This is a genomic window from Amycolatopsis sp. A1MSW2902, from assembly GCF_017312175.1.
Classification (GTDB): Bacteria; Actinomycetota; Actinomycetes; order Mycobacteriales; family Pseudonocardiaceae; genus Amycolatopsis; species Amycolatopsis nivea.
Window position 1 is genome coordinate 4,375,529 of the sequence record NZ_QJPO01000001.1, and the last position, 24,572, is coordinate 4,400,100.

Annotated in this window: 22 protein-coding genes and 2 pseudogenes; 16 read left to right on the forward strand and 8 right to left on the reverse strand. The window is 67.3% G+C overall.

The genetic code is table 11. From position 1 onward, the window contains the following. Positions 1 to 429: 429 nt before the first annotated feature. The 4 genes from DMP23_RS20050 to DMP23_RS20065 all read left to right on the forward strand — a co-directional run bounded on the left by DMP23_RS20050 (position 430) and on the right by DMP23_RS20065 (position 2,931). Complete coding sequence (locus DMP23_RS20050; protein ID WP_443111278.1) at positions 430 to 741, forward strand: transposase; 312 nt, start codon at positions 430 to 432, stop codon at positions 739 to 741. After that, on the forward strand, positions 738 to 1,913 hold the full coding sequence (locus DMP23_RS20055; RefSeq protein ID WP_337822081.1) for an IS3 family transposase: 1,176 nt from the start codon (positions 738 to 740) through the stop codon (positions 1,911 to 1,913). The genes DMP23_RS20050 and DMP23_RS20055 overlap by 4 nt, the downstream gene beginning before the upstream one ends. Positions 1,914 to 1,977: 64 nt before the next feature. Then, entirely contained in the window at positions 1,978 to 2,265 is a 288-nt protein-coding gene (locus DMP23_RS20060; protein ID WP_337822082.1) for a transposase, read from the forward strand. 39 nt (positions 2,266 to 2,304) lie between these two features. Further along, a complete protein-coding gene (locus DMP23_RS20065) occupies positions 2,305 to 2,931 on the forward strand; it encodes an IS3 family transposase (protein ID WP_337822083.1) in 627 nt (208 codons plus the stop codon). Here DMP23_RS20065 and DMP23_RS20070 read toward each other — a convergent pair. Continuing rightward, positions 2,879 to 3,449: pseudogene (locus DMP23_RS20070) on the reverse strand (IS30 family transposase); the annotation flags it as partial. The gene DMP23_RS20065 and the pseudogene DMP23_RS20070 overlap by 53 nt on opposite strands. Positions 3,450 to 3,599: 150 nt before the next feature. Here DMP23_RS20070 and DMP23_RS20075 point away from each other — a divergent pair. The 3 genes from DMP23_RS20075 (at position 3,600) to DMP23_RS20085 (ending at position 7,648) form a co-directional block, all read left to right on the forward strand. Continuing rightward, positions 3,600 to 4,364 (forward strand): GntR family transcriptional regulator, encoded by a 765-nt coding sequence (locus DMP23_RS20075; RefSeq protein ID WP_337822084.1) that lies wholly within the window; start codon positions 3,600 to 3,602, stop codon positions 4,362 to 4,364. Positions 4,365 to 4,712: 348 nt separating this feature from the next. Then, positions 4,713 to 5,990, forward strand: coding sequence for an MFS transporter (locus DMP23_RS20080; protein ID WP_337822085.1), 1,278 nt, complete (start codon positions 4,713 to 4,715; stop codon positions 5,988 to 5,990). Continuing rightward, on the forward strand, positions 5,987 to 7,648 hold the full coding sequence (locus tag DMP23_RS20085; RefSeq protein WP_337822086.1) for an amidohydrolase: 1,662 nt from the start codon (positions 5,987 to 5,989) through the stop codon (positions 7,646 to 7,648). Before DMP23_RS20080 ends, DMP23_RS20085 begins: the two co-directional genes overlap by 4 nt. Positions 7,649 to 8,312: 664 nt before the next feature. Here the strand turns inward: DMP23_RS20085 and DMP23_RS20090 are convergent. From DMP23_RS20090 to DMP23_RS20105, 4 genes are read right to left on the reverse strand one after another with little or no spacing between them, the layout of a single operon-like run. Then, a complete protein-coding gene (locus tag DMP23_RS20090) occupies positions 8,313 to 10,583 on the reverse strand; it encodes an excinuclease ABC subunit UvrA (protein WP_337822087.1) in 2,271 nt (756 codons plus the stop codon). After that, the gene (locus tag DMP23_RS20095) at positions 10,580 to 11,392 is read right to left on the reverse strand and encodes an ABC transporter permease (RefSeq protein WP_337822088.1); all 813 of its coding nucleotides are present in this window, start codon (positions 11,390 to 11,392) and stop codon (positions 10,580 to 10,582) included. The genes DMP23_RS20090 and DMP23_RS20095 overlap by 4 nt, the downstream gene beginning before the upstream one ends. Then, positions 11,389 to 11,700 (reverse strand): AAA family ATPase, encoded by a 312-nt coding sequence (locus tag DMP23_RS20100; protein WP_337824417.1) that lies wholly within the window; start codon positions 11,698 to 11,700, stop codon positions 11,389 to 11,391. The genes DMP23_RS20095 and DMP23_RS20100 overlap by 4 nt, the downstream gene beginning before the upstream one ends. Next, positions 11,669 to 12,193, reverse strand: a complete 525-nt coding sequence (locus DMP23_RS20105; RefSeq protein ID WP_337822089.1) for an ATP-binding cassette domain-containing protein — start codon at positions 12,191 to 12,193, stop codon at positions 11,669 to 11,671. Before DMP23_RS20105 ends, DMP23_RS20100 begins: the two co-directional genes overlap by 32 nt. A gap of 58 nt (positions 12,194 to 12,251) precedes the next feature. Here DMP23_RS20105 and DMP23_RS20110 point away from each other — a divergent pair, with 58 nt between their 5' ends. From DMP23_RS20110 to DMP23_RS20120, 3 genes are all read left to right on the forward strand, one after another. After that, positions 12,252 to 13,022 carry a TetR/AcrR family transcriptional regulator gene (locus DMP23_RS20110; RefSeq protein WP_337822090.1) on the forward strand — a complete coding sequence of 257 codons (771 nt, stop codon included), beginning with the start codon at positions 12,252 to 12,254 and terminating at the stop codon, positions 13,020 to 13,022. 144 nt (positions 13,023 to 13,166) lie between these two features. Then, positions 13,167 to 13,613 carry a hypothetical protein gene (locus tag DMP23_RS20115; protein ID WP_337822091.1) on the forward strand — a complete coding sequence of 149 codons (447 nt, stop codon included), beginning with the start codon at positions 13,167 to 13,169 and terminating at the stop codon, positions 13,611 to 13,613. Positions 13,614 to 13,846: 233 nt separating this feature from the next. After that, complete coding sequence (locus DMP23_RS20120) at positions 13,847 to 14,692, forward strand: ATP-binding protein (RefSeq protein ID WP_337824418.1); 846 nt, start codon at positions 13,847 to 13,849, stop codon at positions 14,690 to 14,692. Positions 14,693 to 14,811: 119 nt separating this feature from the next. Here DMP23_RS20120 and DMP23_RS20125 read toward each other — a convergent pair. Continuing rightward, a pseudogene (locus tag DMP23_RS20125) lies at positions 14,812 to 15,078 on the reverse strand (ATP-binding cassette domain-containing protein); the annotation flags it as partial. 1,152 nt (positions 15,079 to 16,230) lie between these two features. Here DMP23_RS20125 and DMP23_RS20130 point away from each other — a divergent pair. Genes DMP23_RS20130 through DMP23_RS20150 form a run of 5 tightly spaced genes read left to right on the forward strand, consistent with a single transcriptional unit; the run spans position 16,231 to position 20,820 of the window. Next, complete coding sequence (locus DMP23_RS20130) at positions 16,231 to 17,223, forward strand: ABC transporter substrate-binding protein (RefSeq protein ID WP_337822092.1); 993 nt, start codon at positions 16,231 to 16,233, stop codon at positions 17,221 to 17,223. 9 nt (positions 17,224 to 17,232) lie between these two features. After that, on the forward strand, positions 17,233 to 18,234 hold the full coding sequence (locus DMP23_RS20135) for a FecCD family ABC transporter permease (protein ID WP_337822093.1): 1,002 nt from the start codon (positions 17,233 to 17,235) through the stop codon (positions 18,232 to 18,234). Then, positions 18,231 to 19,298, forward strand: a complete 1,068-nt coding sequence (locus tag DMP23_RS20140; RefSeq protein WP_337822094.1) for a FecCD family ABC transporter permease — start codon at positions 18,231 to 18,233, stop codon at positions 19,296 to 19,298. Before DMP23_RS20135 ends, DMP23_RS20140 begins: the two co-directional genes overlap by 4 nt. Further along, a complete protein-coding gene (locus tag DMP23_RS20145) occupies positions 19,295 to 20,116 on the forward strand; it encodes an ABC transporter ATP-binding protein (RefSeq protein WP_337822095.1) in 822 nt (273 codons plus the stop codon). The genes DMP23_RS20140 and DMP23_RS20145 overlap by 4 nt, the downstream gene beginning before the upstream one ends. A gap of 8 nt (positions 20,117 to 20,124) precedes the next feature. Next, positions 20,125 to 20,820, forward strand: a complete 696-nt coding sequence (locus tag DMP23_RS20150; RefSeq protein ID WP_337822096.1) for a TetR/AcrR family transcriptional regulator — start codon at positions 20,125 to 20,127, stop codon at positions 20,818 to 20,820. A gap of 29 nt (positions 20,821 to 20,849) precedes the next feature. Here the strand turns inward: DMP23_RS20150 and DMP23_RS20155 are convergent, their stop codons facing one another. Next, positions 20,850 to 22,316 carry an MFS transporter gene (locus DMP23_RS20155; protein ID WP_337822097.1) on the reverse strand — a complete coding sequence of 489 codons (1,467 nt, stop codon included), beginning with the start codon at positions 22,314 to 22,316 and terminating at the stop codon, positions 20,850 to 20,852. 199 nt (positions 22,317 to 22,515) lie between these two features. On the opposite strand from DMP23_RS20155, the gene DMP23_RS20160 reads away from it, so the two are divergent. Beyond that, on the forward strand, positions 22,516 to 23,253 hold the full coding sequence (locus DMP23_RS20160; protein WP_337822098.1) for a thioesterase II family protein: 738 nt from the start codon (positions 22,516 to 22,518) through the stop codon (positions 23,251 to 23,253). Positions 23,254 to 23,264: 11 nt separating this feature from the next. Here DMP23_RS20160 and DMP23_RS20165 read toward each other — a convergent pair whose 3' ends face one another. After that, on the reverse strand, positions 23,265 to 24,563 hold the full coding sequence (locus DMP23_RS20165; RefSeq protein ID WP_337822099.1) for a cytochrome P450: 1,299 nt from the start codon (positions 24,561 to 24,563) through the stop codon (positions 23,265 to 23,267). Positions 24,564 to 24,572: the final 9 nt, after the last annotated feature.

Below are 24,572 nucleotides of genomic sequence, written 5' to 3' on the forward strand. Positions count from 1 at the left end.
CCGCAGGCGCGCCGCCAGCGCACCAGCGCTGCACGAACACGCCGATCGCGGCGTCGAACCGGTCGGGATCCAGCCGGCCAAGCAGGCGGCGGATCGTCGACTCCAACAGACAGCACCGATCGGCGCCGAGCACGACCGCGAGGCCGGAGGACCACTCCGCGACCGCGACAAACGACTGTGCCCCCGGCCGCAACGGTGCAGACCGCGGCGGAAACACCAGGTGCTCCTCGGCCCTGACTCGTAGCGCGCTCACTGGCCGGCTCCGGATCCATCCCGGCACCGCCGCCCAAGGCCAGCTGACGACAACGCTCGGCCTGGTTCGACCTGAAACAGGTCCGGTCAGCCGCCGAAGTTGATGTCTGGGGATGCCCCGTTTTGGCGGACACCTGAGATCAGGGGGCGTGTGCCTCCGGAAGGATGTCCCTCATCATGGACGCCATGGGCAAGAAGAAGCCTCGGCCTCGTCGTTCGTTCACGCGGGAGTTCAAGGCCGAGATCGTGGAGCTGTGCCAGCGCGGCGAGCGTTCGGTGGGGCAGGTCGCGAAGGACTTCGACCTGACCGAGACCGCAGTCCGGCAGTGGGTCACCCAGGCCGAGCTGGACGCGGGAACCCGCACCGACGGGCTGACCAGCGACGAACGAAACGAGCTGGCCCGGTTGCGGCGGGAGAACCGCCGCCTCTCGGAGGACGTGGAGATCCTCAAACGAGCGACAGCTTTCTTCGCGAAGGAGATCCGGTGAACGTGTACCCGTTCATCGAGGCGGAGAACGCTGCCGACGGTGGCAACGTCAAGCGCGCGTGCACCCTGTTGAAGGTCTCCCGAGCCGCCTACTACGCCCACCGCGCCGCCGGACCGTCTGCCCGCGCACGGCAGGATGCGGAACTGACCGAGGTGATCGCCGCGATCCACGACGAGTCGAACGGCACCTACGGAACGCCCCGGCTGCACGCCGAACTGCGCCACCGCGGGCACCGGCACTCCCGCAAGCGCATCGCCCGGCTCCTGCGCGCCGCCGACCGCGCCGGACGAGCTCCGAAACGGTGGCGCACCACCACCGTCCCCGACCCGGCCGCGCACACTCCGGCCGATCTGATCAAGCGGGACTTCTCCTGCAGCACAAGCGATATCAACACTCGCTGGTGCGGCGATATCACCTACATCCGCACCTGGGAAGGTTGGCTGTATCTGGCCACGGTGATCGACCTCGGTTCCCGCCGCGTTGTCGGCTGGGCCACCGCCGATCACCTGCGCACCGACCTGATCGCCGACGCGCTCAACAACGCCGTCGCCCAGCGCCGACCGGAACCCGGGGTGATCTTCCACTCCGATCGCGGCTGTCAATACACGTCTGCCCAGTTCGGTGCCCTCGCCGACGAGCACGGCGTGCGTTTGTCGGTGGGGCGTAAGGGACAGTGCTGGGACAACGCCGTCGCCGAATCGTTTTTCGCTACCATCAAAGCGGAATTGCTCGACCGGCGCGGCTGGCCTACCCGGGTTGCCGCGCACAAGGCGATCTTCGGCTATATCGAAGGGCTGGTACAACACCCGCCGACTGCACTCCAGCCTCGGCTACCTCAGCCCCAACACCTACGAATCCACCCACCGGATAGCCTGACCACCTCAACGACCCTGTCCGTCAAAACGGGTCAGCCCCACTTCCTGTTCCCGGCCACTGAGGTGTCCTCCGCGCGAACGGGCTCGGACGACGAACAAACTGCCCCATCAGGTGGACGGGTGGGACGCGGACACGCCGGTCGCGCCGCTCTATCAGGAGAGCTCACCAGCCCAGGGACACCCAAGACGTCCACCGAGCACGTCCGGCCCACCCGTCCGAACGAGCGGCAGGAGCACCAGTCGCCGGATCACACGGCCGACCAAAGGAACCCCATCAACTCGTTCGGTAGTCATTAGAGACACCCCCCGGCGGGTCGGACACTCTGATCCTTGGCCTTTGGCCTGGTGGAAGGATGTTGTTGTGTCTGGTTCGTCGAAGTATCCGCAAGAGTTCAGGCGGGACGCGGTCGCGTTGGCGCGGTCGTCGTCTCGTCCGTTGGCGCGGGTGGCTCGTGAGCTGGGGGTGAACCACGAGACCCTGCGGACGTGGGTGCGGGCCGCCGACCGCGCCGAGCAGGCGGCCGCGTCGGGCGGCGACGCCGCGGAGCGGGAGCTGCGCGCGTTGCGCAAGCGAGTGGCGGAACTGGAGGAGGAAAAGGAGATCCTGCGGAAAGCGGCCGCCTATTTCGCGCAGGAGATGGATCGTTGACCCGCAGCTACCAGTTCATCTCCGAACACCGCGCCGCGTATGGCGTCGCCCGGCTGCGGGCGTGTCCTGGACGTGCGCCGTCCCGGGTTCTACGAATGGCTCGCCGCCGCCCCGGCCCGCGAACAGCGGGCGCGGGAGGAGGAGCGGCTGGCCGGGGAGATCGCCGGGATCCACGCCGCCCACCAGGGCGCCTACGGCAGCCCGCGGGTCACCGCCGAACTGCGCCGCCGCGGCGAACCGGTCAACCACAAACGGGTCGAACGGGTCATGCGCGAACGCGGCATCGCCGGGACCACCCGCCGCCGGCCCCGCTCGCTGACCAGACCGGACAAGGCCACGGCCCCGGCACCGGCGCCGGACCTGATCTGCCGCGACTTCACCGCCGACGCCCCCGGTAGGCGGCTGGTCGGGGACATCACCTACCTGCCCACCGAGGAAGGCTGGCTCAACCTGACCACCGTGCTCGACCTGCACACCCGCGAGATCGTCGGGCACGCCATGGCACCGCACATGCGCGGCGATCTCGTCTGCGACGCGATCGCCCTGGCTGCGGACCGCGGCCTGACCGGCCCGGGCGCGGTCTTCCACTCCGACAGTGGCACCCAACTTGAGATCAATCGGTCGTCGCAACACCGGCTTGCTGGAGCGACAGCAGCTGATCGTTGAGGGCTTCGGCAGGCGTCTTCCAGCCAAGTGCATTGCGGGGCCTGCTATTGAGAGCGGGAGCAACAGCGTCGAGTTCGTCACGGCTCCAGCAGGACAGATCGGTGCCCGTGGGAAAGTACCGGCGCAGCAAGCCGTTCGTGTTCTCGTTGGCACCGCGTTGACAGGGACTGTGCGGGTCGGCGAAGTAGACCTCGATGCCGGTATCGATGCGCAGCCGGGCGTGCTGGGCCGTCTCCTTGCAGCGATCCCACGTCAACGACCGCCGCAGCGGTTCGGGCAGCGTGGCGATGGCCGAGGCGATCGCGTCCCGGACGGCCTCGGCACCGCAGCCGGCGAAAGCGGGACCGTATGTGCACTCGCGTTTCGACGCCGTGACCGTCCATGCGAGGCAGGTGAAGCAGCATCGTGAACCTGGTGCTCCGGTCGACCAGCGTGCCGATCGCGGAACTGTCCACACCGATGATCAGGTCTCCCTCCCAGTGCCCGGGAACCGCGCGGTCCGGAGCCTCGGCGGGGCGAACCAGCAATAAAGCCATTCTTCCAGGTAGCCGACCACCACGAGGGTGACCAGCCCTCTTGCTCCGTGCCATCACCGCCTGCCGCCTCTCGCACGAGCCCGCCGACGCAGCCTGATTCCGCCACGGCACCATGATCCGTAGACTCTCCGCGTGTTCCCTCCCCGCTATCAGCAGCTGGCGGCCGCATTGCGCGCCGACATCCTCTCCGGCGAGCGCGCCGCTGGGGAGCCTTTACCGTCGGAGTCCGCGCTATGCAGGGAGTGGTCGGTCAGCCGCGGACCGGTACGACAGGCCCTTGCCATGCTTCGAACCGAGGGCCTCATCGAGACCAGCCGTGGAAAGCCGCCCGTAGTCAGTAGTCCGACGCCGCCCCAGACACTGTCGACGTTCACCCCATTTTCACACTGGGCCCGACGATCGGGGCGCGCGCCAGGCAGCCGCACACTGGAAGTCTCGCGCAAGCCAGCCGGAGTGGCAACCGCCGCGATGCTCGACATCAACCCGGATGAGTTCATCGTCTCACTGGTCAGGATACGACTGCTGAACGGTGTACCGACAATGCTGGAGCGGAGCACGTTCAACGAGCTGGTCGGACGGATGCTGTTCGACTTCGACACCGACAGCGGCTCTATCACGGACTTCCTGACTTCCAGAGGGGTGGAGTTCACCAGCATGCGCCACGTCCTTGACGCAGTGGCAGCCGACGAAACCGACGCTGAGGCACTCAGGGTCGCAACCGGAGCGCCGCTGCTGAGAGAGCGCAGGACGAGCCTTGATCGGTCAGGGCGTCCGTTCGAGTACTCCGATGACCGCTATCGCCCCGACCTCGTCACCTTCAGCATCACAAACGCGTTGACCAGCGACGCACGGACCTTGGCAAGCTGCGAAAATAACAGGTCTCGGAACAACATCTAAATACAACTGCGGCTTGTATTGACAAGAGTGGCGATCGCACTCACAGTCCACAACTGTGATCACATGCGAGCGTTGCTGCGGCACCGTCCTGGGCATGTCTGACGATGTCGGGCTCGCCCTGTCTTGGCACTCCAGCCGGGCGGGAAGCTCAGTTGCCGGAGCAGGCGCGGCACATCCGATCGCCGCGCCGGTCAAACCGTGATCACGGCTCGGCCCTGTCCTGGGATCGTCGGCAGGGCAGAGTCCGATCATCCAGCACCGTCAGAGGAGTAAGTACGGCTCCGCAGCCGAAGTGAAGCTTGCGCGCGATGCGCCTACGGCTGTGTCAGTCCTATCCCAGGAGTCACCATGCCCCAGGACCTTTATTCCGGCAGCCCGGCACCGGACGAGAACCCGGTTTCGTCAACTTATCGGCCGACGCGCAGCAGAAAGGCGACCAGCGTACTCGTCGGCGTCATGATCTGTTATCTGTTCATGTACACCGGGCGTCAAGCTTTCGGCTTCGCTATCCCCGGCATCGAAGCCGATCTCGGGCTTTCGAAACAATCGCTCGGTTGGGTCAGCGCCGCGATGCTGTGGGCCTACGCACTTGGCCAGTTCGTCAACGGGGGGTTAGTCGACAGATTCGGCGGACGCCGAGGGATGCTCATCGGCGCGGTCGGCTCGACACTGGCGAACTGGGTGACAAGCTTTGGAACTGGACTAGTGACGTTGCTGCTGCCCTGGGCCGCGAACGGCTACCTGCAGGCGTTCGGCTGGCCGAGCGGGAGCCGACTCCTCTCGGACTCCTTCGTAGCCAAGCAGCGTGGCCGGGCATTCGGCTTCTACACATTCTCGGCAGCCTCGGCGAGCGTAGTCGCCTTTGTGGCATCGATCTTGCTGGTTGACGTATTCTCGTTAAACTGGCGTTGGTTGTTCCGTATGCCTGTCCTGCTCATGATAGTCGGCGGCGCTACGGTCTGGCTGCTGACGCGTCGACCGCAGGACGAACCGACTGCTCCAGCACCTGCAGTCTCCGCTCCTCCGGCGCTCGCCTCTACTGTCCCGGAGGGCGCGGGGACTCTCCGCGGATACTTCTCGGTACTGCGTACTGTGAAGATCTGGGCGGTCGGGCTCTGTATCGGATTCCTCAATGTGGGCAGGTACGGCCTGCTGATCTGGGCGCCAGTCCATTTCGTGTTGGAAGGCACTGTGTGGACCGCGGTTGCTCTCCCGCTCGGGATGGCCGTTGGCACGCTGTCCAACGGATGGGTATCCGACAAGATCTTCGGTGCGCGACGCTCGTCCGCGATCATGACGTACATGACCGTTGGCGCGATTGTCTCGATCGTGCTGTGGATACTGCCGCCAGCAACCTTGCTGGCGATCCCGCTGCTATTCGTCGCGGGACTACTCGTATACGGCCCTGCCGCGTCAGTCTGGGCGCTTGTGCCCGACCTGGTCGGCCCTCAATTGACGGGAACCGCAACGGGCGTGCTCAACACGTTTGCTTACGGCTTCGCCGGCCTCGCCGAACCTGCCGTCGGCTATTTGATCGATGTCACCGGGCAGGCTGGACTCGTGTTTGCAATCGTCGCGACTGCGTGCGCGCTCTCTGCAGGTTCCGCACTTCTGATCAGGATGTGAACTCGGTGGACAATACTATCTTTGTGGGCGGACCTGTCATCACGATGGATGACAACCGGCCAACGGCGGAGGCTCTCGCGGTCAAGGACGGCAGGATTGTCGCGGTCGGCTCTTCAGCCGACGTGCTCACCCTGCGTGGCCCCAGCACTGAAGTGGTAAACCTCGAAGGTCGTGCCCTGCTGCCCGGCTTCGTCGAAGCTCACGGACATCCTATGATCGGGATGTCCTTCCGGGGTGACGGCGTCATCGATGTCCGGGCACCTGTGTGCCCGACGCCCGAGGGCGTCATCCGAGCGATCAAGGAACGAGTCGCACGAACGCCCGCTGGACAACCACTGACCGTCATCGGCTGGGAAGAATTGCTTCGTCCGGGTCTGCCAGAACCCACACGGGAATGGCTTGACACACTCGCTCCCGCCCACCCTCTCGCGGTGTTGCACAACAGCACTCATAGCGCCTGGGGGAACAGCCGTGCCATCGCAACTGCCGGACTCGACCAGTCCACTCCAGACTGGGAGGGTTCCCGGTTCATTCGCGACGCCGACGGGCGGCTCACCGGCAGGGCTGAGGAACTCCCGGCCACACTCATCATGGCGGGTACCCCGCTTGTCGCACCACCGGAAGAAGTGCCGTCACTGCTCGCGAAGGAGTTCTCCGCGTACGCACAGGCAGGTGTCACCACCGTCGGCGAGCTAGCCCTGGACCCGGCACACCAACAACTACTCGCTGCGGCGTGCGAAATGGAGCAGACAGTCCGTGTGCGGGCCTACCGCATGTCGAACAAAACCGGTGAGAGAGCAAGCAGCCACCGCGCTACCAGCTTGTTCCGCCAGATCGGTGTCAAGCTATGGGCCGACGGCTCCCCGTGGGTCGGCTCGTTCGCAGCCTCGTTCCCGTATCTCGACACACCGGTGACTCGCAAACTCGGGTTCGCAGGCAGACGCGGCTGCTGCAACTACACCGCCGAACAGGTGCAGGAACTATGCGTCGCGGGTTTACGAGCGGGAGAGCAAGTCGCCGTGCATGCACAGGGTGACGATGCAATAGACCTCGTGCTCGACGCCATCGCCAGTGCACTCGCCGAGGTTCCAGACAACCCCGACCACCGCACCCGCCTGGAACACTGCTGCCTCATGACACCCGCCCAGTACCGCCGGGCAGCGCAACTAGGTGTCACGTGTTCACTCTTTCTCGCACACGTCAGGTACTGGGGCGACGTCATGGTCGAGCAACTGTTCGGCGAACGCGCCGAGAGCTGGACCGCAGCCCGGAGCGCACTCGACGCCGGTGTGCGAATCTCCCTGCACAATGACGTTCCGGTCACGCCGAGCGAACCCCTAGCAAACGTCCACGCTGCGGTCACGCGGCAAACCGCGAAGTCGAGGCAGGTCCTCGGACCTCTCGAACGGATCACCGTCGACGAGGCGCTTCGCGCCGTCACTCTCGACGCGGCATGGCAGCTCCGTTCGGAACACGAAGTCGGGTCACTCGAGGTAGGCAAACTGGCTGACCTCACAATGATTTCGGCCGACCCGCGGACGGTACCGCCAGAACGGATCGATCGGATCACAATCGAGCGGACCTGGCTCGCCGGACGACCGACCTGGCCACCACCGAAGCAGACCAGACGGAACACACCCCTAAGAGCCTGTCTTTGAACTTGGCAGTTGCTGACCGGCTTCGATCTGGTCGAAGCGATCCGGGAGACGCTGCAGTCCTTTCCGGGCAACAGATCTATATATCGGAGACGGTCCGGCATCTGGTACAGCGCCGGGTACGGCGACAGTCCTCGAGACGCTGACCGACCGTACCTCGGCCCGTTCCACTTCGGCCCGGTCCGTCTTGACCTCGAACCCAACGGCCACGTCTACCTGCATCTGGTAGGAGGCGGACAGCCTCTACGGCTGGGCCCACCCCGATGGCGACGAGGAGGCACACGAAGCCGCCGAACGCGCCTACCTGCAGGCCAGAACCGAGCATGCGCAGAAATACGCCGCCGAAGTGCTGCCCCTGCTCACAAAGGCGGGATTCCGGCTCCTGCATGCCCACGAGACTCCGGCCTCCGTTGAAGACCTTGCACGGAACACTTAACTGTCGCGAGAGGAGGATGCTCGTGAGTGAGGATGGATAACCGGCCCTCACCGCCGCGCGCCTCTTCGGATGACCGAGTGGCTACGGTGGTCTCCTTCGACACCGATTGTCGTCCAGGTCCAGCACCACCTGACCGTGGACTCGGAGGGGTGTCGGCCAGAGCTGACACCGCTCGATACCTGGCGTCAGGATCGGTCGTGCGGCATGCAGCCAGCGGGGGGCAGGCTCGCCTCAGAACCGTGCGTGGGCTCGCAGGTGTTTAGCTGTATGGGTATCGCTGTTGGCGATCATTTGGTCGGGGGTGCCGTCAAAGACAACCCGGCCACCGTCGTGTCCGGCTTCGGGGCCGAGGTCGATGATCCAGTCGGCGGCGGCGATGACGTCGAGGTTGTGCTCGATGACAACGAGCGTGGAACCGGCAGCCACAAGCTGGTCGAGGAGGGTGATGAGTCGTGCAATGTCGGCGATGTGCAGGCCGGTGGTCGGCTCATCGAGGATGATCGTCCGGCCGGGTGTGCCTAGTTCTGCTGCGAGTTTGAGTCGTTGACGCTCCCCGCCGGAGAGGGTGGAGAGCATCTGGCCGAGAGTGAGGTATTCGAGTCCCACGTCGCGGAGTCGTTCGAGGATGCGCAGGATGGGCGGTTGGGTGAAGTAGCCGAGGGCGTCGGTGACGCTCATCTCGAACACGTCGGCGATGCTTTTGCCCTTGACGGTGTGGGCCTGGGCTTCGGGGGTGAAGCGGCGTCCGTCGCAGACCTCGCAGCGGGTCAGGACACCTTCTATGAGGGCCAGGTCGGTGTAGATGACGCCGTTGCCCTCGCATTCCGGGCATCCGCCGGTGGAGTTCGGAGTGAACAGGCCGATCGGCTGCCGGGTTGCTTTGGAGAACGCGGTGCGGATGGGGTTCAGCAGTTCGGTCAAGGTTGCGGGGTTGGATCGCCGGGAACCACGGATCGCACGCTGGTCGATGACCACAGTCTCCGGCTCGACTGGAGGGAGGCTGCCGAGGATAAGACTTGACTTTCCGGAGCCCGCAACGCCGGTCACCACGGTCATCACCCCACGGGGGATGCGCGTGCTGACGTTGTGGAGATTGTTGTCGTTGGCGTCGCGAATCTCGATCCATCCCGTCGGCTCGCGTCGGACTCGTTCGACCTTCTCGTGCTCTCTCAGTCCGCGCCCGGTGGGTGTGTCGGCTCGGGTGAGGCCGTCGTAGTCGCCTTGGTAGATGATGCGTCCGCCAGCGGGGCCGGCTCCGGGGCCGAGGTCGATGATGTGATCGGCCAGCGCCATGATGTCGGGGTCGTGCTCGACCGCGAGTACGGTGTTGCCTCGGTCGCGGAGCGCTTGCAGCATGCGCCCGAGAGCGGCCACGTCGCGCGGATGCAGTCCGACTGTCGGCTCATCGAACACATAGAGCATGTCCGCGAGGGCGCTGCCGAGGTGGCGGACCATCTTGATCCGCTGCGCCTCCCCGCCAGAGAGGGTCGAGGTCGCGCGATCGAGGCTGAGGTAGCCGAGCCCGAGCGTCATCATGCGTTCCAGATGGACGCGCAGACTCGCGACGAGCGGGGCGACCGTCTTTCCGTCGATGCCGCCTGTCCAGTCCAGGAGGTCGCTGACCTGCATGGCGTTGCAGTCCGCGATGGAGAGACCGTGGATCAGGCTGGCCCGCGCGGGGTCGGCAAGGCGGCTGCCGCCGCAGTCGGGGCATGCTCCTCGTGCGACGATCCGCTCGAACGCGGTGCGCTGCGCGCCTTTGAACGATTCGGGTTCGCGTTGCAGGTAGATGCGGTTGAAGCGTGTCACCAGTCCTTCGTAGGCGGTGCCCACCGCGTCCATGCCGGCCGGCGGGGTGTGTTTGCCTGCCGGTGCGTGCAGGAAGAGCTCGCGCTGCTCCGGGGTGTAGTCGCGGATCTTCATATCCGGGTCGAAGAATCCGGACTTGGCGTAGGCCTTCCACAGCCAGGTTCCCGGCATGAAGGTCGGGAACGTGATCGCTCCGGCGTTGAGTGAGCGGTCGTCGTCCACCAGCTCGGACTCGACCACTGAGGCCGCGACGCCGAGGCCCTGGCAGTTCGGGCACATCCCGGCCGGGTCGTTGAAGCTGTAGGCGTGGGAGTACCCCGCGGACGGCTCGCCGAGCCGGGAGAACAGCAGCTGCAGTCGTGCGCCGATGTCGCTGATCGTGCCCACGGTCGAGCGGCGACCTCCGCCGAGGCGTTGCTGATCGACCACGATGACCGCCGGCAGGTTTTCCAGCACGTCCACGTCTGGGTGCGCGTAGCTCGGGAGTCGGCCCTGCGCGAACGCGGTGAACGTTTCGTTGAGCTGCCGGGCGGACTCTGCCGCGATCGTGTCGAACACGAGCGAGGACTTCCCGGAACCGGATACCCCGGTCACGACGACCAGGCAGTGCTTCGGTACGTCGAGGCCGACGTCGTTGAGCGAGTTCTGCCGCGCCCCTCGGACACGGATCACGTCACGTTCTATGGGCGTCATGAGAGCCTCCGGTATGCGTAGACCGACAGGGGGACGAACACCACGGTCAGGATCAGTGGCCACCCGAACGCGAGCAGCGCAGCGTGATCGGCGGCGATCGTGAGCCCTGGTGCGGGTGCGCCGGTGAACAGCTCACGAGCGGCGGATGCGGTGGCCGACAGTGGGTTGCATTCGGCGATCGCGCCTAGCCATGGCGGCATCGTGCGGGGGTCGACGAACACCGTGGACAGGAATGCGACTGGCCAGATCGCGAGTTGTGCGGTCGTGGCTGCTTCGGGGGTTCCCGCTTTCAGCCCGATCCAGACCCCGGCCCACAGCATCCCGAACCGGAGCCAGAGCAGCAGAAGGTAGGCGAGGACGATCGAGCTGGGGCCGGTGTCTGGTCGCCACCCCGGTGCGAGCCCGGCGACGGTGACGACGGTGAGTTCCATGACGGCGGTGAGCATGTCGGCGAACACGCGTCCGAGCAGCACTGGTCCCCGTGAGATGGGGAGTGTCCGGAAGCGATCGGTCACCGTCTTGGCCGCGTCGTTCGTGACGGCGCTGATCGTTGTCTCGATCCCGGACAGCACCGTGAAGGCGAGGATGCCAGGCACCACGAACGAGATGTATTCGCCGGTCGTGCCGGCGATCGCCCCGCCGAGTAGCCCGCCCATGAGCAGCATCACCAGGACCGGGAACAGCAGCTGGATGCTGAAGGTGACGGGGCGCGCACGCCAATGTCGGATAGCCCGCCCGGTCAGGATCACCGACTCCTGAAACAGAAGTCCGCGATCGCGGGACTCGACTTCGTAGCTGGTCGTGGTCATGCCACCTGCCCCTTCTCGTGCAGGTGCAGATAGACGTCTTCGAGTGTGGGCTCTCGCAGCTCCATTCGAGGTTCACCCACGAGAGCTTTGAGGTCTGTGGGTGTTCCGGTCGCCAGCACCGCTCCCTCGCGAAGGATCACAACGTCGTCGGCGAGCGCGTCGGCCTCGTCGAGATGTTGGGTCGTGAGAAGCACGGTCGTTCCGTCCGACACCAGAGCGCGCACGGCATCCCAGATTCTGCGTCGTGCGACCGGGTCGAGGCCGGTCGTCGGTTCGTCAATGAGCAAGATCGATGGGCGGGTGATCATCGAGGTCACCGGGTCCAGGCGGCACCGCATACCGCCCGAGAACCCGGACACCTTCTGGTCTGCGTGCTCGCTCAGCCTGGTCTGCGTGCTCGCTCAGCCCAGCCTGCTCGAGGAGTTCGTCAGTCCTCGTACGCGCCTGTCCACGTGAGAGTCCGATCAGCCGCGCGAACAGTTTTAGGTTCTCGCTGGCCGAGAGGACTTCGTCCAGGGCGGCGTACTGTCCCACGACGCCAATCGACGCCCGTACCCGTGCAGGATCGTGGTCGACGTCCCAGCCGTTGACGCGCACGATCCCTGCGTCTTTGGCCGTGGGCGTCGTCAGGATCCGCACCAGGGTCGTCTTGCCTGCGCCGTTGCCTCCCAGCAGTGCGCACACCCGACCGGCCTCGACCCGCAGATCCAACCCCGCCCAACGCGGGCTTGTCCCGCTTCGGGAAGGTCTTGCGCGCCCGTTCACCCGGATCGATCCGGGTGAACTCATCTCAGCAACCATGGTGACCCTTCTCGTGGTCTACTATGTAGTGTACAATGTAGAGCTGCGGAGGGCGGGAATGGTCAAACGCACAGGAGTTGGCGAGTTCAAGCTGATCGGGTTGTTGTGGCGCGACGCGCCGGCGAGCCCACGCAAGGGAATCAGCACGCACAGCATCACCGCACTGGCGGTTGCTCTCGCCGATCGCGAAGGCCTGGACGCCGTGACGATCCGACGACTCGCCGAGGATGCGGGTGTCACGGCGATGGCCTTGTATCCCCACATCGGCGGTCGCGCCGAACTCGTCGAGCTCATGCTCGACCTCGTCGCGGGTGAGACGTATCGGAACGTCGCGGTCCCCGAAGGCACGCACTGGCGGGAACGGGTAAGCGCGATCGCCGCAGCGAACTGGACGAGTTGCCGAGCCCATCCCTGGATCACCGATCAGGCCACCGGGCGACCCGTCCCCGGACCAGGAGCCTCGACGAAGTACGAGACCGAGTTGCGTGCCCTCGACGGAATCGGGCTCAGCGACGTCGAAATGGAACACGCCCTGACCGCCCTACTATCGTTGGTGCAAGGCACCGCCCGCGCCGCCCTCGCCGCACAAAATTCCCGCGAACCGGGCGAAGACCGCGACACTGACTGGTGGTCGAACATCGAGCCGGCTCTGACCGCGGCGATCGGCGACCAGACTCGATTCCCTACCGCCTCACGTGTCTCACGCAGCCTCGGGGAAGAGACCGGCAAAGCCAACGATCCCGAAGGTGCCTATCAGAGCGGTATCGGCCTGATCCTCGACGGCATCGCGACGCGCCTCGGAAACCTGACTGCCGGCGAGCGCCAATGACGCCCTCTGGTCCAGCCCCAGACGGGCGCGTCCTTGCCGACAGGTAGGTCCCGGGTTGACCTCTACTCCGCGATCCGGCGCGATGGCCGCGCTGGTTTGTCCAACCGTGCGCTACAGCGCAAGTACGGCGTGGGGTACCGGACGGTGGCTGCCGCACTGACCTCGGCGTGGCCAAAGCCTCGCAAGCCACAACCGAAGCGTGGATCGAGGCTCGATCCCCACCTCGAGATGATCGATTCCTGGCTGCGCGACGATCTCGATGCCCCGCGGAAACAGCGTCACACCGCCAAAAGGATCCTCGATCGACTCTTGGACGAGCACGACGCCCACGAGGTCTCTTACGGGATGGTTCGGGACTACGTCGCGACCCGCCGCCGAGAGATCCGTATCGAAGCCGGCCGCGAGCCCGCGAACACGTTCATCCCACAAATCCATCTGCCTGACCGTGAGGCCGAAGTCGACTTCGGCGAAGTTGTAGTCCGACTTCGTGGCGAGCTGGCGACCTGCACAATGTTCAGCCTGCGACTGTCGTACTCGGGCAAGGCTGTCCACCGCATCAGTGCTTTCGGCTGGACAAGAAGCCTTCTTTGAAGGCCACGCCCACGCCTTTCGCGTCCTGGGCGGGGTACCGACGGGGAAGATTCGGTACGACAATCTCAAGGCCGCGGTGGCCAGGGCGATCGGGTTGCCCCGGCAGCGGGTTGAGACCGATCGCTGGACCGCGTTCCGGTCGCACTACGACATCGAAGCCTTCTATTGCCAGCCTGGAATCCAGGGTGCTGCGGCTACCGGCCATCCGCCAGGCTTCGCCGACGGAGCAGACCGTGCCACAGCCGAGCAGATGTCCTACCGGGGGGTGCCTCGCCGAACTACTCCTCGCCGAATGCGACGACCGCGCCCGACGCCGCTCAGAACGACGAATCAAGGCCGCCGAGTTTCCCCGCGAGAAGTCACTGCGGGCGTTCGACACCGACGCCAACCCCAACATTGACCCCGCCACCATCCGCACCCTCGCCAAGTGCGACTGGGTCACGAAGGGCCAGCCCCTGTGCCTCATCGGCGACTCCAGCACCGGCAAGTCGCACTTGCTGATCGCACCCGGCACAGAGGCCGCGATGTCCGGCTGCCGAGTCAAGTATACCCTGGCAACGAAGCTGGCGAACGAGCTCGTCGAGGCCGCCGACGAGAAGACCCTGTCGAAGACCATCGCCCGCCACGGTCGCGTCGACCTGCTCTGCATAGATGAACTCGGCTACATGCAACTCGGCCGCCGCGGAGCCAAACTCCTCTTCCAGGTACTCACCGAACACGAAGAGAAAGCGTCCGTGGCAATCACCGATGAAGGCGGAGAGCCACGACCGAATCATCGCGATACTCATCACCAGATGCTCCAGTTCCGCGACCAGGTCATGCCCGCAGCCCTCGCCGGGCCCAAGGTCCGGCATTCGGCGCAACGAATAAATTCTGGTGGCGGTGAACACCGCGGTTTACGACCACGAAACCATCGGCGACGAAAACACCGGCTTTCAAAGCGTTCTTATCCAGACGCCTCGACTAGGGGCTCGCGAGTACCCGGCAGCCGCGCGGACTTCGCTGCGCACCGCCGACAGCTGGACATTCGTCCAGCACCGGGGCCCGACCGGATTCGCCGCCCGACGGCTGGAACATGAGATACCGCCAATGCCGGGGACACGATGTCAGCGACGATCGACACCGCCGCAATCCCCGCAGATCCAACTCCTGCCGGTCCGCTTTCCGCCGTGGAGCGTCGAGCTGCGATTCGTTTACCTCGCCGCCAACGCCGACCGGCCGGGAAGCCCAACTCGCGTACGTCGCGCCCGCCGATGCGGACCGCGCCGGTGTCGACGTCGAAGAACCGGTCGATCAGTTTGAGCAGAGCGCTCTTGCCCGCGCCGGAGGGGCCGACGACTACGGTCACACTCCGCTGACGGCTACCGCGCCATCGAGAGCGAGCACGACGGCGGATCTCGAACGAGACGCGAAGGTCCGCCAGGTGCGTCAGCACCTCTGTGCCGAACGTGGCCAGCTGTTTCACGACCCAACGCAACCAGAGCGACTACGAATGATTGGCTAGACGTCTCTTCCCCCGTTCAGGAGCATGCGGCTGATCTCCACCGCCACGATCAACGGGGCCATCCCAGCCGCCGCAGTCAGCCCACCGCACCCGATCAGCGTGGCCCGGGCAGGCGCAAACACCGAAAAACCTCCTGACTCATCCACTGGCGTGAGCGAAACCGACATGAAAGACCCCCCAGCCAGGTCGCACGTGCTCGGCACGCTACCCGCTATCGATAATCGTTTGCAACTAATTGGCGGCCAGAATTTCCGCAGCCCGCGAGGCGACCGGGCAAATGCGGGCTGTCACCGCGTTCAAGCCAGAACCGCGGCGGCTCGACGCGAGACGGGCCGCCGAGACTTCCGGAACCCACAACCTCCCCTGACCTCACGGGAAAATCGCGATCGAGGACGTCCAGCGCCAGTCCGATCGAGTTCGACCGGACCGCCGGAACGATCGCCGTTGCCCTCCCGTCGACGGGGAAGGCCGGAACCCCGCTCACCAACCGCGAGACGTCGGGTAGCACCGATCCCCACCAGCGCCGAGGGCCCGAGCCCGCGACTCTCCGCGCCTTCACAGCACCATGCCGGCACTCGGCTAAAAACCGGAATCAGCGGATGACGCGGACGAGCAAGCCCTACCGCACGGACGATGTCCGCGGACTCTCGAAGCCGTTCGGCCGCGCGGACCGCTCGGCAGCAGTCCGCGACGTCGTGTGCACCACTCCGCCCCGGCGGTCTCCCTCGGCGATGTCCCTCTCGCGACTTTCCCGGCAGACGTGGCTCCTTAGCGGCCACCAAGCCGTCCGGCAAGCAGCGGCACGAGGACGATCGCCACATTCGCTGACCCGATACGCCCGCCCCGTGCCCGGCAAGGCCAAGCCGCATGCCGCATGCATAGACAGCGCCGGGAACCGGACATCGCAGAACGGCGATAAGTGTCCAAGGCCACCCACCGCTCCCCCGTCCGGGTGCCCGAACCCGCGAGCAGACGGGCCAGGCCTTGCCCGCGTCTCGCGGTCCGGCTACTGTCCGAACAGTGTTCGGACAGTAGCCGGACCGCTTCGGCGTCCGGCACCGGCAGCCCGCCACTGCGAGCAATGCCCCCGTCCCGATGAGAAAGCTCATGCCCGTGACAACTTCCCGACCCCTCCGCAGGCTTCTTCTGGCGATCGCCGCCTCGGCGCTGATGGCCGCGCCGACCGCGTGCGGATCGGGGGACCGCAGCGCCGCGGCAGCCGCGCACGACGTGAAACACGAGTTCGGTACGTCCGCCCTTCCCGACGATCCCCAGGTGGTGGTCGCCCTCGACGAATACTCTGCGATGGATCTGCTCGCGCTCGGCATCGTGCCCAAGGTCGTCTTCACCGGTTACGGTTCCGCGATCTCGCAGAAGATCCTGGGCACCACCGGCAGCGAACTCGTCAAGATCCCGGTGGGCAGCACCATCAAGAGCACCACGGTGTTCAGTTACCACCCTGATCTCGTGGTGTTCAGCTCGATCGGCGACCGCACGATGTACAACCAGCTCGCTCCGACGGTACCCACCCTCCCGCTGACCTCCATCACTACCAAATGGCGCGACCGGCTCACCACGATCGGCGCGGATTTCCGCCGGGAGGACAAGGCCAAGCACATCGTCGACGCACTGGATCGGCAACTGGCGGCAGTGAAGACTGGGCACGCCGCATCAACGCCCGTAAGCATCGCGGTCCTGATGTCCTATTCAGGCAAACTCGCCAGCCTGTCCGGCGACGCCCAGTTGCGTTCCTTGCTGACCGACGCCGCGTTCGACACTCCGGGCGCGGAAAAGCGCACCGACAGCAACCACCAGCCTTATCTGGCGCTGTCCCCGGAGAACCTCGTCGACCACGAGGCCAATGTGACCGCAGTACTGGCCGAAGGCGTCTGGAACGCCGATGCAGTGCGCGGACAGCCCACCTTCGCCCGCCTGCGCGGCCATCCGGTCGACGTCAACGGCGACATGTGGTCGGGCTCCTTCCCGTTCGCCATCTACTGGACCGCTGCCGACCTCGCTGCCATCGAACGCGGCGACTGGGCCGCCGTGGCGAAGGAGAAGAACGCGAACGAGCGGTACCAGCAGTTCACCGAGATGATCAAGTAGCGAATGAAAGTGACCTCTCCCCCGCGCGTGAACCGGGGTGCCGTGCTGGCGCTTTTGGCACTGGTGCTGATCGCCTGCGTGGTGGTCTCCATGGCGGTCGGCTCGCGGCCGTTGTCACTCGCCGAGGTATGGAACGCGGTCACCGCACCGGGAGCGCGATCGGACGCCTCGTCGATCGTGCTCCCGTTGCGGCTGCCGCGGACACTGCTCGGGCTGCTCGTCGGCGCGGCCGGCGGCGCCGCCGGTGCGCTGTCGCAGGGATTCACCCGCAACCCGCTGGCCGATCCGGGCATCCTCGGCGTCACCGGCGGCGCGGCGTGCGCGGTGGTCTCCGGGGTCTACCTGCTCGGCGCCGACAGCCAGTTGCAACATGTCCTCTTCGGACTTCTCGGTGCGGCGGTCGCGACCGGGATCGTGCTCGGCATCTCCGCGCTGACCGGAACCAGCCCGGTCGGCCTCGTTCTGCTCGGCACCGGCCTGTCTGCGGCGCTGCTGGCCGTCACCTCGGCAATCGTGCTCAGCGACGAGACATCGCTGGACGCGTGGCGGTTCTGGAACGTGGGATCGCTCGCCGACCGCGGACTCGACGTAGTGGCCACAGTGACCCCGTTCATCACCGTGGGGCTGGCCATGGCGACGGCCTGCGGAGTGCTGCTCAACGCTCTCGGCCTCGGCTCCGAGCTGAGCCGGTCGCTCGGCGTGCGGCCAGGCCGGGCCCGGCTGCTGGGCATCGTGACGATCACGATCCTGGCCGGTGCGGCCACCGCGGCCAGCGGACCGGTGGCGTTCCTCGGCCTCGTCGCGCCGCATCTGGCCCGCCGCATCGTCGGACCCGACTACCGGTGGATCGTGCCCTACTCTGCGGTGCTCGGCGCTGTCCTGCTGCTAGCCTGCGACATCGTCGGCCGGGTCATCGGCAGACCCGGCGAACTGCAGACCGGCATCGTGCTCGCACTCGTCGGCGCGCCGTTCCTGATGGCGCTCGTCGGCCGTGGCCGGAGCACGCCATGAAGACCCGCGCCGAGAGCCCGGCCCGGCCGGTCGCCGCCGCAACTAAGAGGCGCAGCCGGTTTCGTTCCCGCCCGGCAGGCGTCGCCGCAGTGCTGTCGGTGGCGAACCTCGTCTTGTTCTTGACTGCGGCAGCGGTGAGCGACTACCCGCTCACCCTGCCCGGTGTGGCCCGGGTCCTGCTCGGAGGCGGGACCAGGATCGAGAACGCCGTCGTGCTCGACGCCCAGCTCCCGCGAGCGCTGACCGCCGCCCTCGTCGGGTTCGCACTCGGCCTCGCCGGTGCCCTCACCCAGTCGATCACCCGCAACCGGCTCGCCACCCCGGATCTGCTCGGCATCACCGGCGGAGCCTCGGTCGGTGCCGTACTGGTGATCACCCTCGTGCCCGCCGCGCAGGACCACGGGGCGGCGGTACCCGTCCCGGTCGGCTCGTTGTTCGGCGCCGCCGCGTCCACGATCGTGATGTACCTCCTCGCCTGGCGGCGCGGCATCAACCCGATCCGGCTCGTGATCGTCGGCCTCGGACTCACCTGGACCACCCAGGCAATCGTCTCGCTGCTGCTCACCCGGGCCAGCATCACCGACGCCGCCCGCGCACAGCAATGGATCGTGGGTTCCGTGGACGCAGCCACCTGGGACGCCCTCTGGCCGCTCGGTGCCATCGTGGCATTTGCCGTCGTGCTCGTACCCGCCGCAGTGAACCGCCGGCTCTCCGTGGCAGCTCTCGGCGAACAACTCGCGGGCGGACTCGGCATGCGCGTTTCCGTCACCTACACCTGGATTCTCCTTCTCGCCGTCGCGCTGGCCGCGTTCAGCGTCGCGGCCGCCGGCCCAATCGCGTTCATCGCCCTGCTCGCACCTCCGATCGCGATGGCCCTGACCGGCGCGCCTACCCCGCCCCCGATCGCCTCAGGACTGGTCGGCTGCGCCCTGATCCTCGCCGCCGACCTGCTCACCCGGACCCTGCTGCCGGCCGGTCTGCCGGTCGGGGTGACGACCGCGGGCGTCGGCGGACCCGTCCTCGTCTGCTTGATGATCCGCACCACCAGGAAGGCCACAGTATGAGCAGCGGACCGCAGGACCGGCTGCGCGCCGAAGACCTCCGGCTCGGCTACGGCGAGCGCACCGTCGTCGATCGCCTCGACATCACGATCCCCGACGGCAAGGTCACCACCATCGTCGGCCCCAACGGCTGTGGGAAGTCCACCGTGCTGCGGGCGCTCGTCCGGTCGTTGAAACCGCGGTCCGGAACGGTGCTGCTCGACGGGCACGACATCGCCCACCTCCCCAGCAGGCTCGTCGCCCGAACCCTCGGCCTCCTTCCGCAGAGCGCGGTCGCCCCCGACGGGCTGCTCGTGCGCGATCTCGTCGCCCGCGGCCGCTACCCGCACCAGAGCTGGTATCGCCAGCAGACCCCCGAGGACCACGCCGCCGTCGGCGAAGCCCTGCGGCTGACCGGCACCGAATCCTTCGCCGAACGCCCGGTCGACACCCTCTCCGGCGGCCAGCGCCAGCGCGTGTGGATCGCGCTGACCCTGGCACAGCAGACCGATCTGATCCTGCTGGACGAGCCCACCACCTACCTCGACCTCGCCCACGCGATCGACGTTCTCGACCTCGTCGCCGAACTGCGCGACGAACGGGGCAAGACCGTCGTCATGGTCCTGCACGACCTCAATCTCGCCGCGCGCTACAGCGACTGGATGATCGCGATGAGCGCCGGCGAGATCGTCGCCGCCGGCACCCCCGGGACCGTCCTAACCGCCGAGCTGCTGCGGCAGTCCTTCGGCTTGGCAGCCGAGGTCGTCGAGGACCCCGTCGCGGGAGGGCCGCTGATCGTGCCGAAGACCCGGCGGACCGACGCCCCAGCTCGATTGCCATAGTCGGCGCCATGGCGAACAAGTACCGCACCGGGATCAGCGCCGAAAAGATCATCGACGAAGCGGTCCGCATGACCGCGGGCAAGGGTCTCCACGACTGGTCCATCCGCGATCTCGTCGCCGAGCTCGGAACCTCGCACTCGGTCGTCTACGAGAAAGTCGGCGGCCGCGACCAGCTGTGCGGCGCTGTCGCCCAACGGGTATTCGAAAAGATTCCCATCCCGGTCCCGGCACCCGGCGCGGACTGGCGGACGGCCATGCGCGATTGGCTGTTTCCGTTGTGCCGCCACCTTTACGAATACCCTGGCGTCGCGAAGTGGCTCACCCTGCACGGCGGGCCCACCGCGTTCCCGGTGCCGCCGACCGGGATCGGTGCGCTCATCGGCTGTGTCGAGGCCGCCGGTTTCGCCGCGCCCGCCCGCGTTTTCGCGACGGCGGTGACGACCGCGATGTCCATCGTCATGATCGCCGACGAACGCGGCCCGCACCAACGCGAGGCCGTCCGCGACCACGCCACCATGATGGCCGCCATCACCAAGAAGGCGCAGGACGAACCGGAGCTCGCGACACTGCTCCCCTACCTCGACGACTTCGCCAGCAACAACGACGAACGGCAGACCACTCAGGCCCATCTCGAGCTGACGTTGACCGCCCTTCTCGACGGCTTCGAATGGCAGCGCGGCGAGGCGAGCCGGGCGGAACCCTGACCCCCTCGCCGCGCTCTGCCCGAGTGCAGCTACTCGTCGTCCGCGGCCGAGCCGACTGCGGTTTCTTCGGTGTCCGCGGTCTTCGCACGCCGCGGGATGACCAGACAGAAGAGCGAGCCTGCCAGCACCGCCACCGCCGCGACGAACAACGCGGCGGAGTGTCCCGCCGACGCGGCCGCGATCGGGTCCGGGCCGTGGCTGGCCGAGACCGCCACGGTGCTGAGGACGGCGAGGCCGATCGCGCCGCCGACCATGCGGAAGCTGCTGAGCATCCCGGAGACCATGCCGGCTTCCTCCGGCGGGACTCCGCTCGTGGCCGCGGAGCCCATCGCCACGAAGCTCGCGCCGATGCCGATGCTCGTCACCAGCGACGGGCCGAGCACGTCGGCGAAGAACCCGCCGCCCGGTCCGCCGAGGCCGTACCAGGCGATGCCCAGCGTGCCGACCGTGCCGCCGACGACCAGGATTGTCCGCGCGCCGTACCTGGCCAGCAGCACATGGGCGGTGAATCGCATGCCGGCCACCGAACCCAAGCAGAACGGCAGGAAGGCGATGCCGGTCCACAACGGCGAATAGCCGAGCACGATCTGGACCTGAAGCGAAACGAAGAAGAAGGCGGCGAGCTGTCCCGCGGTGATCAAGAAGCCGAAGATGTTGGCAGCGAGCACCTCCCGCCGGGCGAAGAGCCCGAGACGCAGCAGCGGAGCCTCCACCCGGCGCTCCACGAGCACGAACCCGGTCAGCAGCACCACCGCGGCCACGAGTCCGCCGACCACGAGCGGCGAGTCCCATCCGGCGTCGGGAGCCTCCCCCACCGCGAGCACCAGCAGTCCCGTCCCCGCCGTGGCGAGCACCGCGCCGGCGAGGTCGAGGCGCGCCGCGCCGTCCCGCGCGCGGCCGGGCAACCGGATGGCGCAGAACAACGCCGCAGCCACGATCGGAAGATTGACCAGGAAGACCGAACGCCAGCCCAGGGACGCGGTCAGCAGACCGCCGAGGACCACCCCGACCGCTGATCCGGCGATGGCGCCGGTAGCCCAGGCGCCGAGTGCCTTGCGGCGCATCGGCCCCTCCGGAGTTTCGGCGGTGACCAGCGCGAGTGAAATCGGCACCGCAGCGGCCGCGCCGAGACCTTGCAGGGCGCGCGCGGCGATCAGGACGGCCCCGTTTCCCGCGAGCCCGCCGAGAAGGCTCGCGAGCCCGAAAACAGCGAGACCGGCCACCAGCACACGACGCCGTCCCCACAGGTCCCCCAGCCGTCCGCCGACCAGCAGGAACCCGCCGAACACCAGGGTGTACGCGGCGATCACCCAGCCCGCGGCGGACTCGTCCAGCCCGAACGCGCCGCGGATCTCGGGCACCGCCAGGTTCATCAACGACAGATCCAACGCGGCCAGGAACTGCACGATGACCACTGTCGCCAGCAGCGGTGGGGCAAGGACGCGCTGCCCGCCGTCCGCTGTCGGCTCCCCGGTGCCGCGCTCGGGCTTGCGCACCGGGCTATCGGACGGCTTCTTGGCCACAGGACCCCCCACCGACTATTATCGATAACGATTATCATCTTCACCTCTCGTCAACCTAGCAGCTCGCCGCCGACCGCCCCAAGGCCCTCCGCACCCCGGAAAGCAAGAACACCCCGATGCGGACGACGAAGCGGACATCGAGCACGCAACCGGAAAAGAGATCGACTGATCGATGCTGACTTCTCTGCACGAAGGCGCGCCTGGTTCCTCCCCCGTCGTCGTCTTCCCGCACGCGGGCGGCAGCCCGCGGTTCTTCCGTCACTGGCCACAGGCGCTGAGCCGGACCCCGCTCCTCGGCGTCACCTACCCGGGGCGCGACACGCGGATGAACGAGACTTATGCCGACAACCCCCACGGCGACGACCTTCTCGGCCTCGCGCACGCCGCCGCGGACGCGATCCGGGCCATCGGACTGGCCGCCCCGGTACTGGTCGGCCACTCGTTCGGCGCTTACCTTGCTTATGAGACCGCGACGGAGCTGTTGCGGCGCGGCGACACCGGCGTGCGCCTCGTGGTGTCGGGCCAAAACCCGCCCGCACACCGCCCGGCGACCCTGCTGCACCGCGCCGGCGACGACGAACTCGTCGCCGACATCGTCCGCCAGAATCCCGGTTCCGCCGAGGTCTGGGCCAACCCGCAGTTGCGGAACATCTTCCTTCCTCCGGTGCGTGAGGACTACCGGCTGCTCGAGACGTACGCGCCCCCGACGACGGTGTTCCCCAAGCTCCCCGAGATCCTCGTCTGCCGCGCCGACTCGGACGGCGAAGTGCTCCCCGAGACGCTCGACGACTGGCATGCCTGCGCCCATCGCGTCCATCCGCCGGCGGTGTTCCGAGGCGACCACTTCTACCTGGCTGAACCCGACTTGCAGTTGCCCCGACACTTGGCTGCGACGTTCTCCCTGCGCTGAAGGCCCGCTGATCAGGAGGGCTCGCGCAGTGTCACCGTCACCCGAGCGCCCCGGCTCGGCGCGACGGTGACGTGCCGGCGCCGCGGTGTCTCCGGGGGTGCCGTGCTCACCGCGAGATCGACTCGGCGCAGGATCTCGCCGAGGACGACGCGCATCTCCACGGCCGCGAACCGGGCCCCGACACAGCGGCGCGTCCCGCCGCCGAAGGGGAACCACACCGCCGGGTCGGGGCGGTGCCCGAGATAGCGCTCCGGCGCGAACGCGTCGGCGTCCTCGTAGTTGCCGGGGTCGCCGTGGACCAGAGCCGTCCCGACAGCCACAGTGGTCCCGGCGGGCAGGGTGAACCCCGCGACCTCGGTCGGGCAGGAGACCCGCCGGACGACCTCAGCGGCCACGGGGCGCCGCCGCAGGCTCTCCGCGATCACAGCGTCGAGGTAGTCGTGGTCGTCCTGGTCGGCGGCATCGCGTGCGCGCTCGAGCACGGCTGGAGCGCGCACCAATTGTTCGAGGGTCCACGACAGCGCCGTAGCCGTCGTCTCGTGCCCGGCCAGCAGAAGGGTGACCAGCTGATCACGCACCTCCAGGTCTCCCTCGGGCGCGTCGCCGGCGGCCTGCACCAGCGCGGCCAGGACGTCGTGGCGTTCGCCGAGCCGGCGATCGGCCCGTGCGCGGGCGATCTCGTCGTGGAGCACGAGATCGGCCTCCCGGCGCACCCCCAACTGCTTGCTCCACGGCCAGAACCGGAGCAGCCCCGGCCGCAGCAGCGCCATCGCGGCGAGCGGGCCCACCCCCATCATCGGCGGGAGCACACGCCGCAGCTCGGCGATCCGGTCAGGCCGATCCGCCCCGATCACCGCGCGCAGGATCACTTCGAGGGTGATCGCTTGCATATGCGGATGCACGGCGAACTCCTCGCCCGCCGGCCAGGTCACGATCTCCGCCGCGGCGACCTCGGCCATCACCCGGGTCAGCCGGGACACCGAGTCGCCGTGGAAAGCCGGCACCATGAGCTTGCGAGCGCGGGTATGCGCTTCCCCGTCGCTCACCAGCACCGAACGCGGGCCGACGAGCGGTGCCGCCGGAGCGTTGGCCTCGCCCGCGCGGAACACCTCCGGATCGCCGCGGAAGACCGCGCGCGCGTCCGCGGGATTCGCCAGGTAGACCATCGGCCCGGTGCCGACGATGCGGATCGTGAAGGTGTCGCCGTAGCGGCGACGGCAGAACTCCAGGTAGCGCACGGGCAGCGTGACGTGGGCGGCGGTCTGCAGCGGCATCGGGAGCGACGGCCCCGGCGGCAGCGACGTGCTCATCGGGCGCGC

What these genes read in the sequence shown, in the direction of transcription:
- DMP23_RS20145 (WP_337822095.1), top strand. Translation starts at nt 19,295, where the DNA reads ATGAGCAGCGGACCGCAGGACCGGCTGCGCGCCGAAGACCTCCGGCTC.
- DMP23_RS20110 (WP_337822090.1), top strand. Translation starts at nt 12,252, where the DNA reads ATGGTCAAACGCACAGGAGTTGGCGAGTTCAAGCTGATCGGGTTGTTG.
- DMP23_RS20065 (WP_337822083.1), top strand. Translation starts at nt 2,305, where the DNA reads ATGGCGTCGCCCGGCTGCGGGCGTGTCCTGGACGTGCGCCGTCCCGGG.
- DMP23_RS20100 (WP_337824417.1), bottom strand. Translation starts at nt 11,700, where the DNA reads ATGATCACCCGCCCATCGATCTTGCTCATTGACGAACCGACGACCGGC.
- DMP23_RS20165 (WP_337822099.1), bottom strand. Translation starts at nt 24,563, where the DNA reads ATGAGCACGTCGCTGCCGCCGGGGCCGTCGCTCCCGATGCCGCTGCAG.
- DMP23_RS20090 (WP_337822087.1), bottom strand. Translation starts at nt 10,583, where the DNA reads ATGACGCCCATAGAACGTGACGTGATCCGTGTCCGAGGGGCGCGGCAG.
- DMP23_RS20160 (WP_337822098.1), top strand. Translation starts at nt 22,516, where the DNA reads ATGCTGACTTCTCTGCACGAAGGCGCGCCTGGTTCCTCCCCCGTCGTC.
- DMP23_RS20105 (WP_337822089.1), bottom strand. Translation starts at nt 12,193, where the DNA reads ATGGTTGCTGAGATGAGTTCACCCGGATCGATCCGGGTGAACGGGCGC.
- DMP23_RS20140 (WP_337822094.1), top strand. Translation starts at nt 18,231, where the DNA reads ATGAAGACCCGCGCCGAGAGCCCGGCCCGGCCGGTCGCCGCCGCAACT.
- DMP23_RS20050 (WP_443111278.1), top strand. Translation starts at nt 430, where the DNA reads ATGGACGCCATGGGCAAGAAGAAGCCTCGGCCTCGTCGTTCGTTCACG.
- DMP23_RS20150 (WP_337822096.1), top strand. Translation starts at nt 20,125, where the DNA reads ATGGCGAACAAGTACCGCACCGGGATCAGCGCCGAAAAGATCATCGAC.
- DMP23_RS20095 (WP_337822088.1), bottom strand. Translation starts at nt 11,392, where the DNA reads ATGACCACGACCAGCTACGAAGTCGAGTCCCGCGATCGCGGACTTCTG.
- DMP23_RS20080 (WP_337822085.1), top strand. Translation starts at nt 4,713, where the DNA reads ATGCCCCAGGACCTTTATTCCGGCAGCCCGGCACCGGACGAGAACCCG.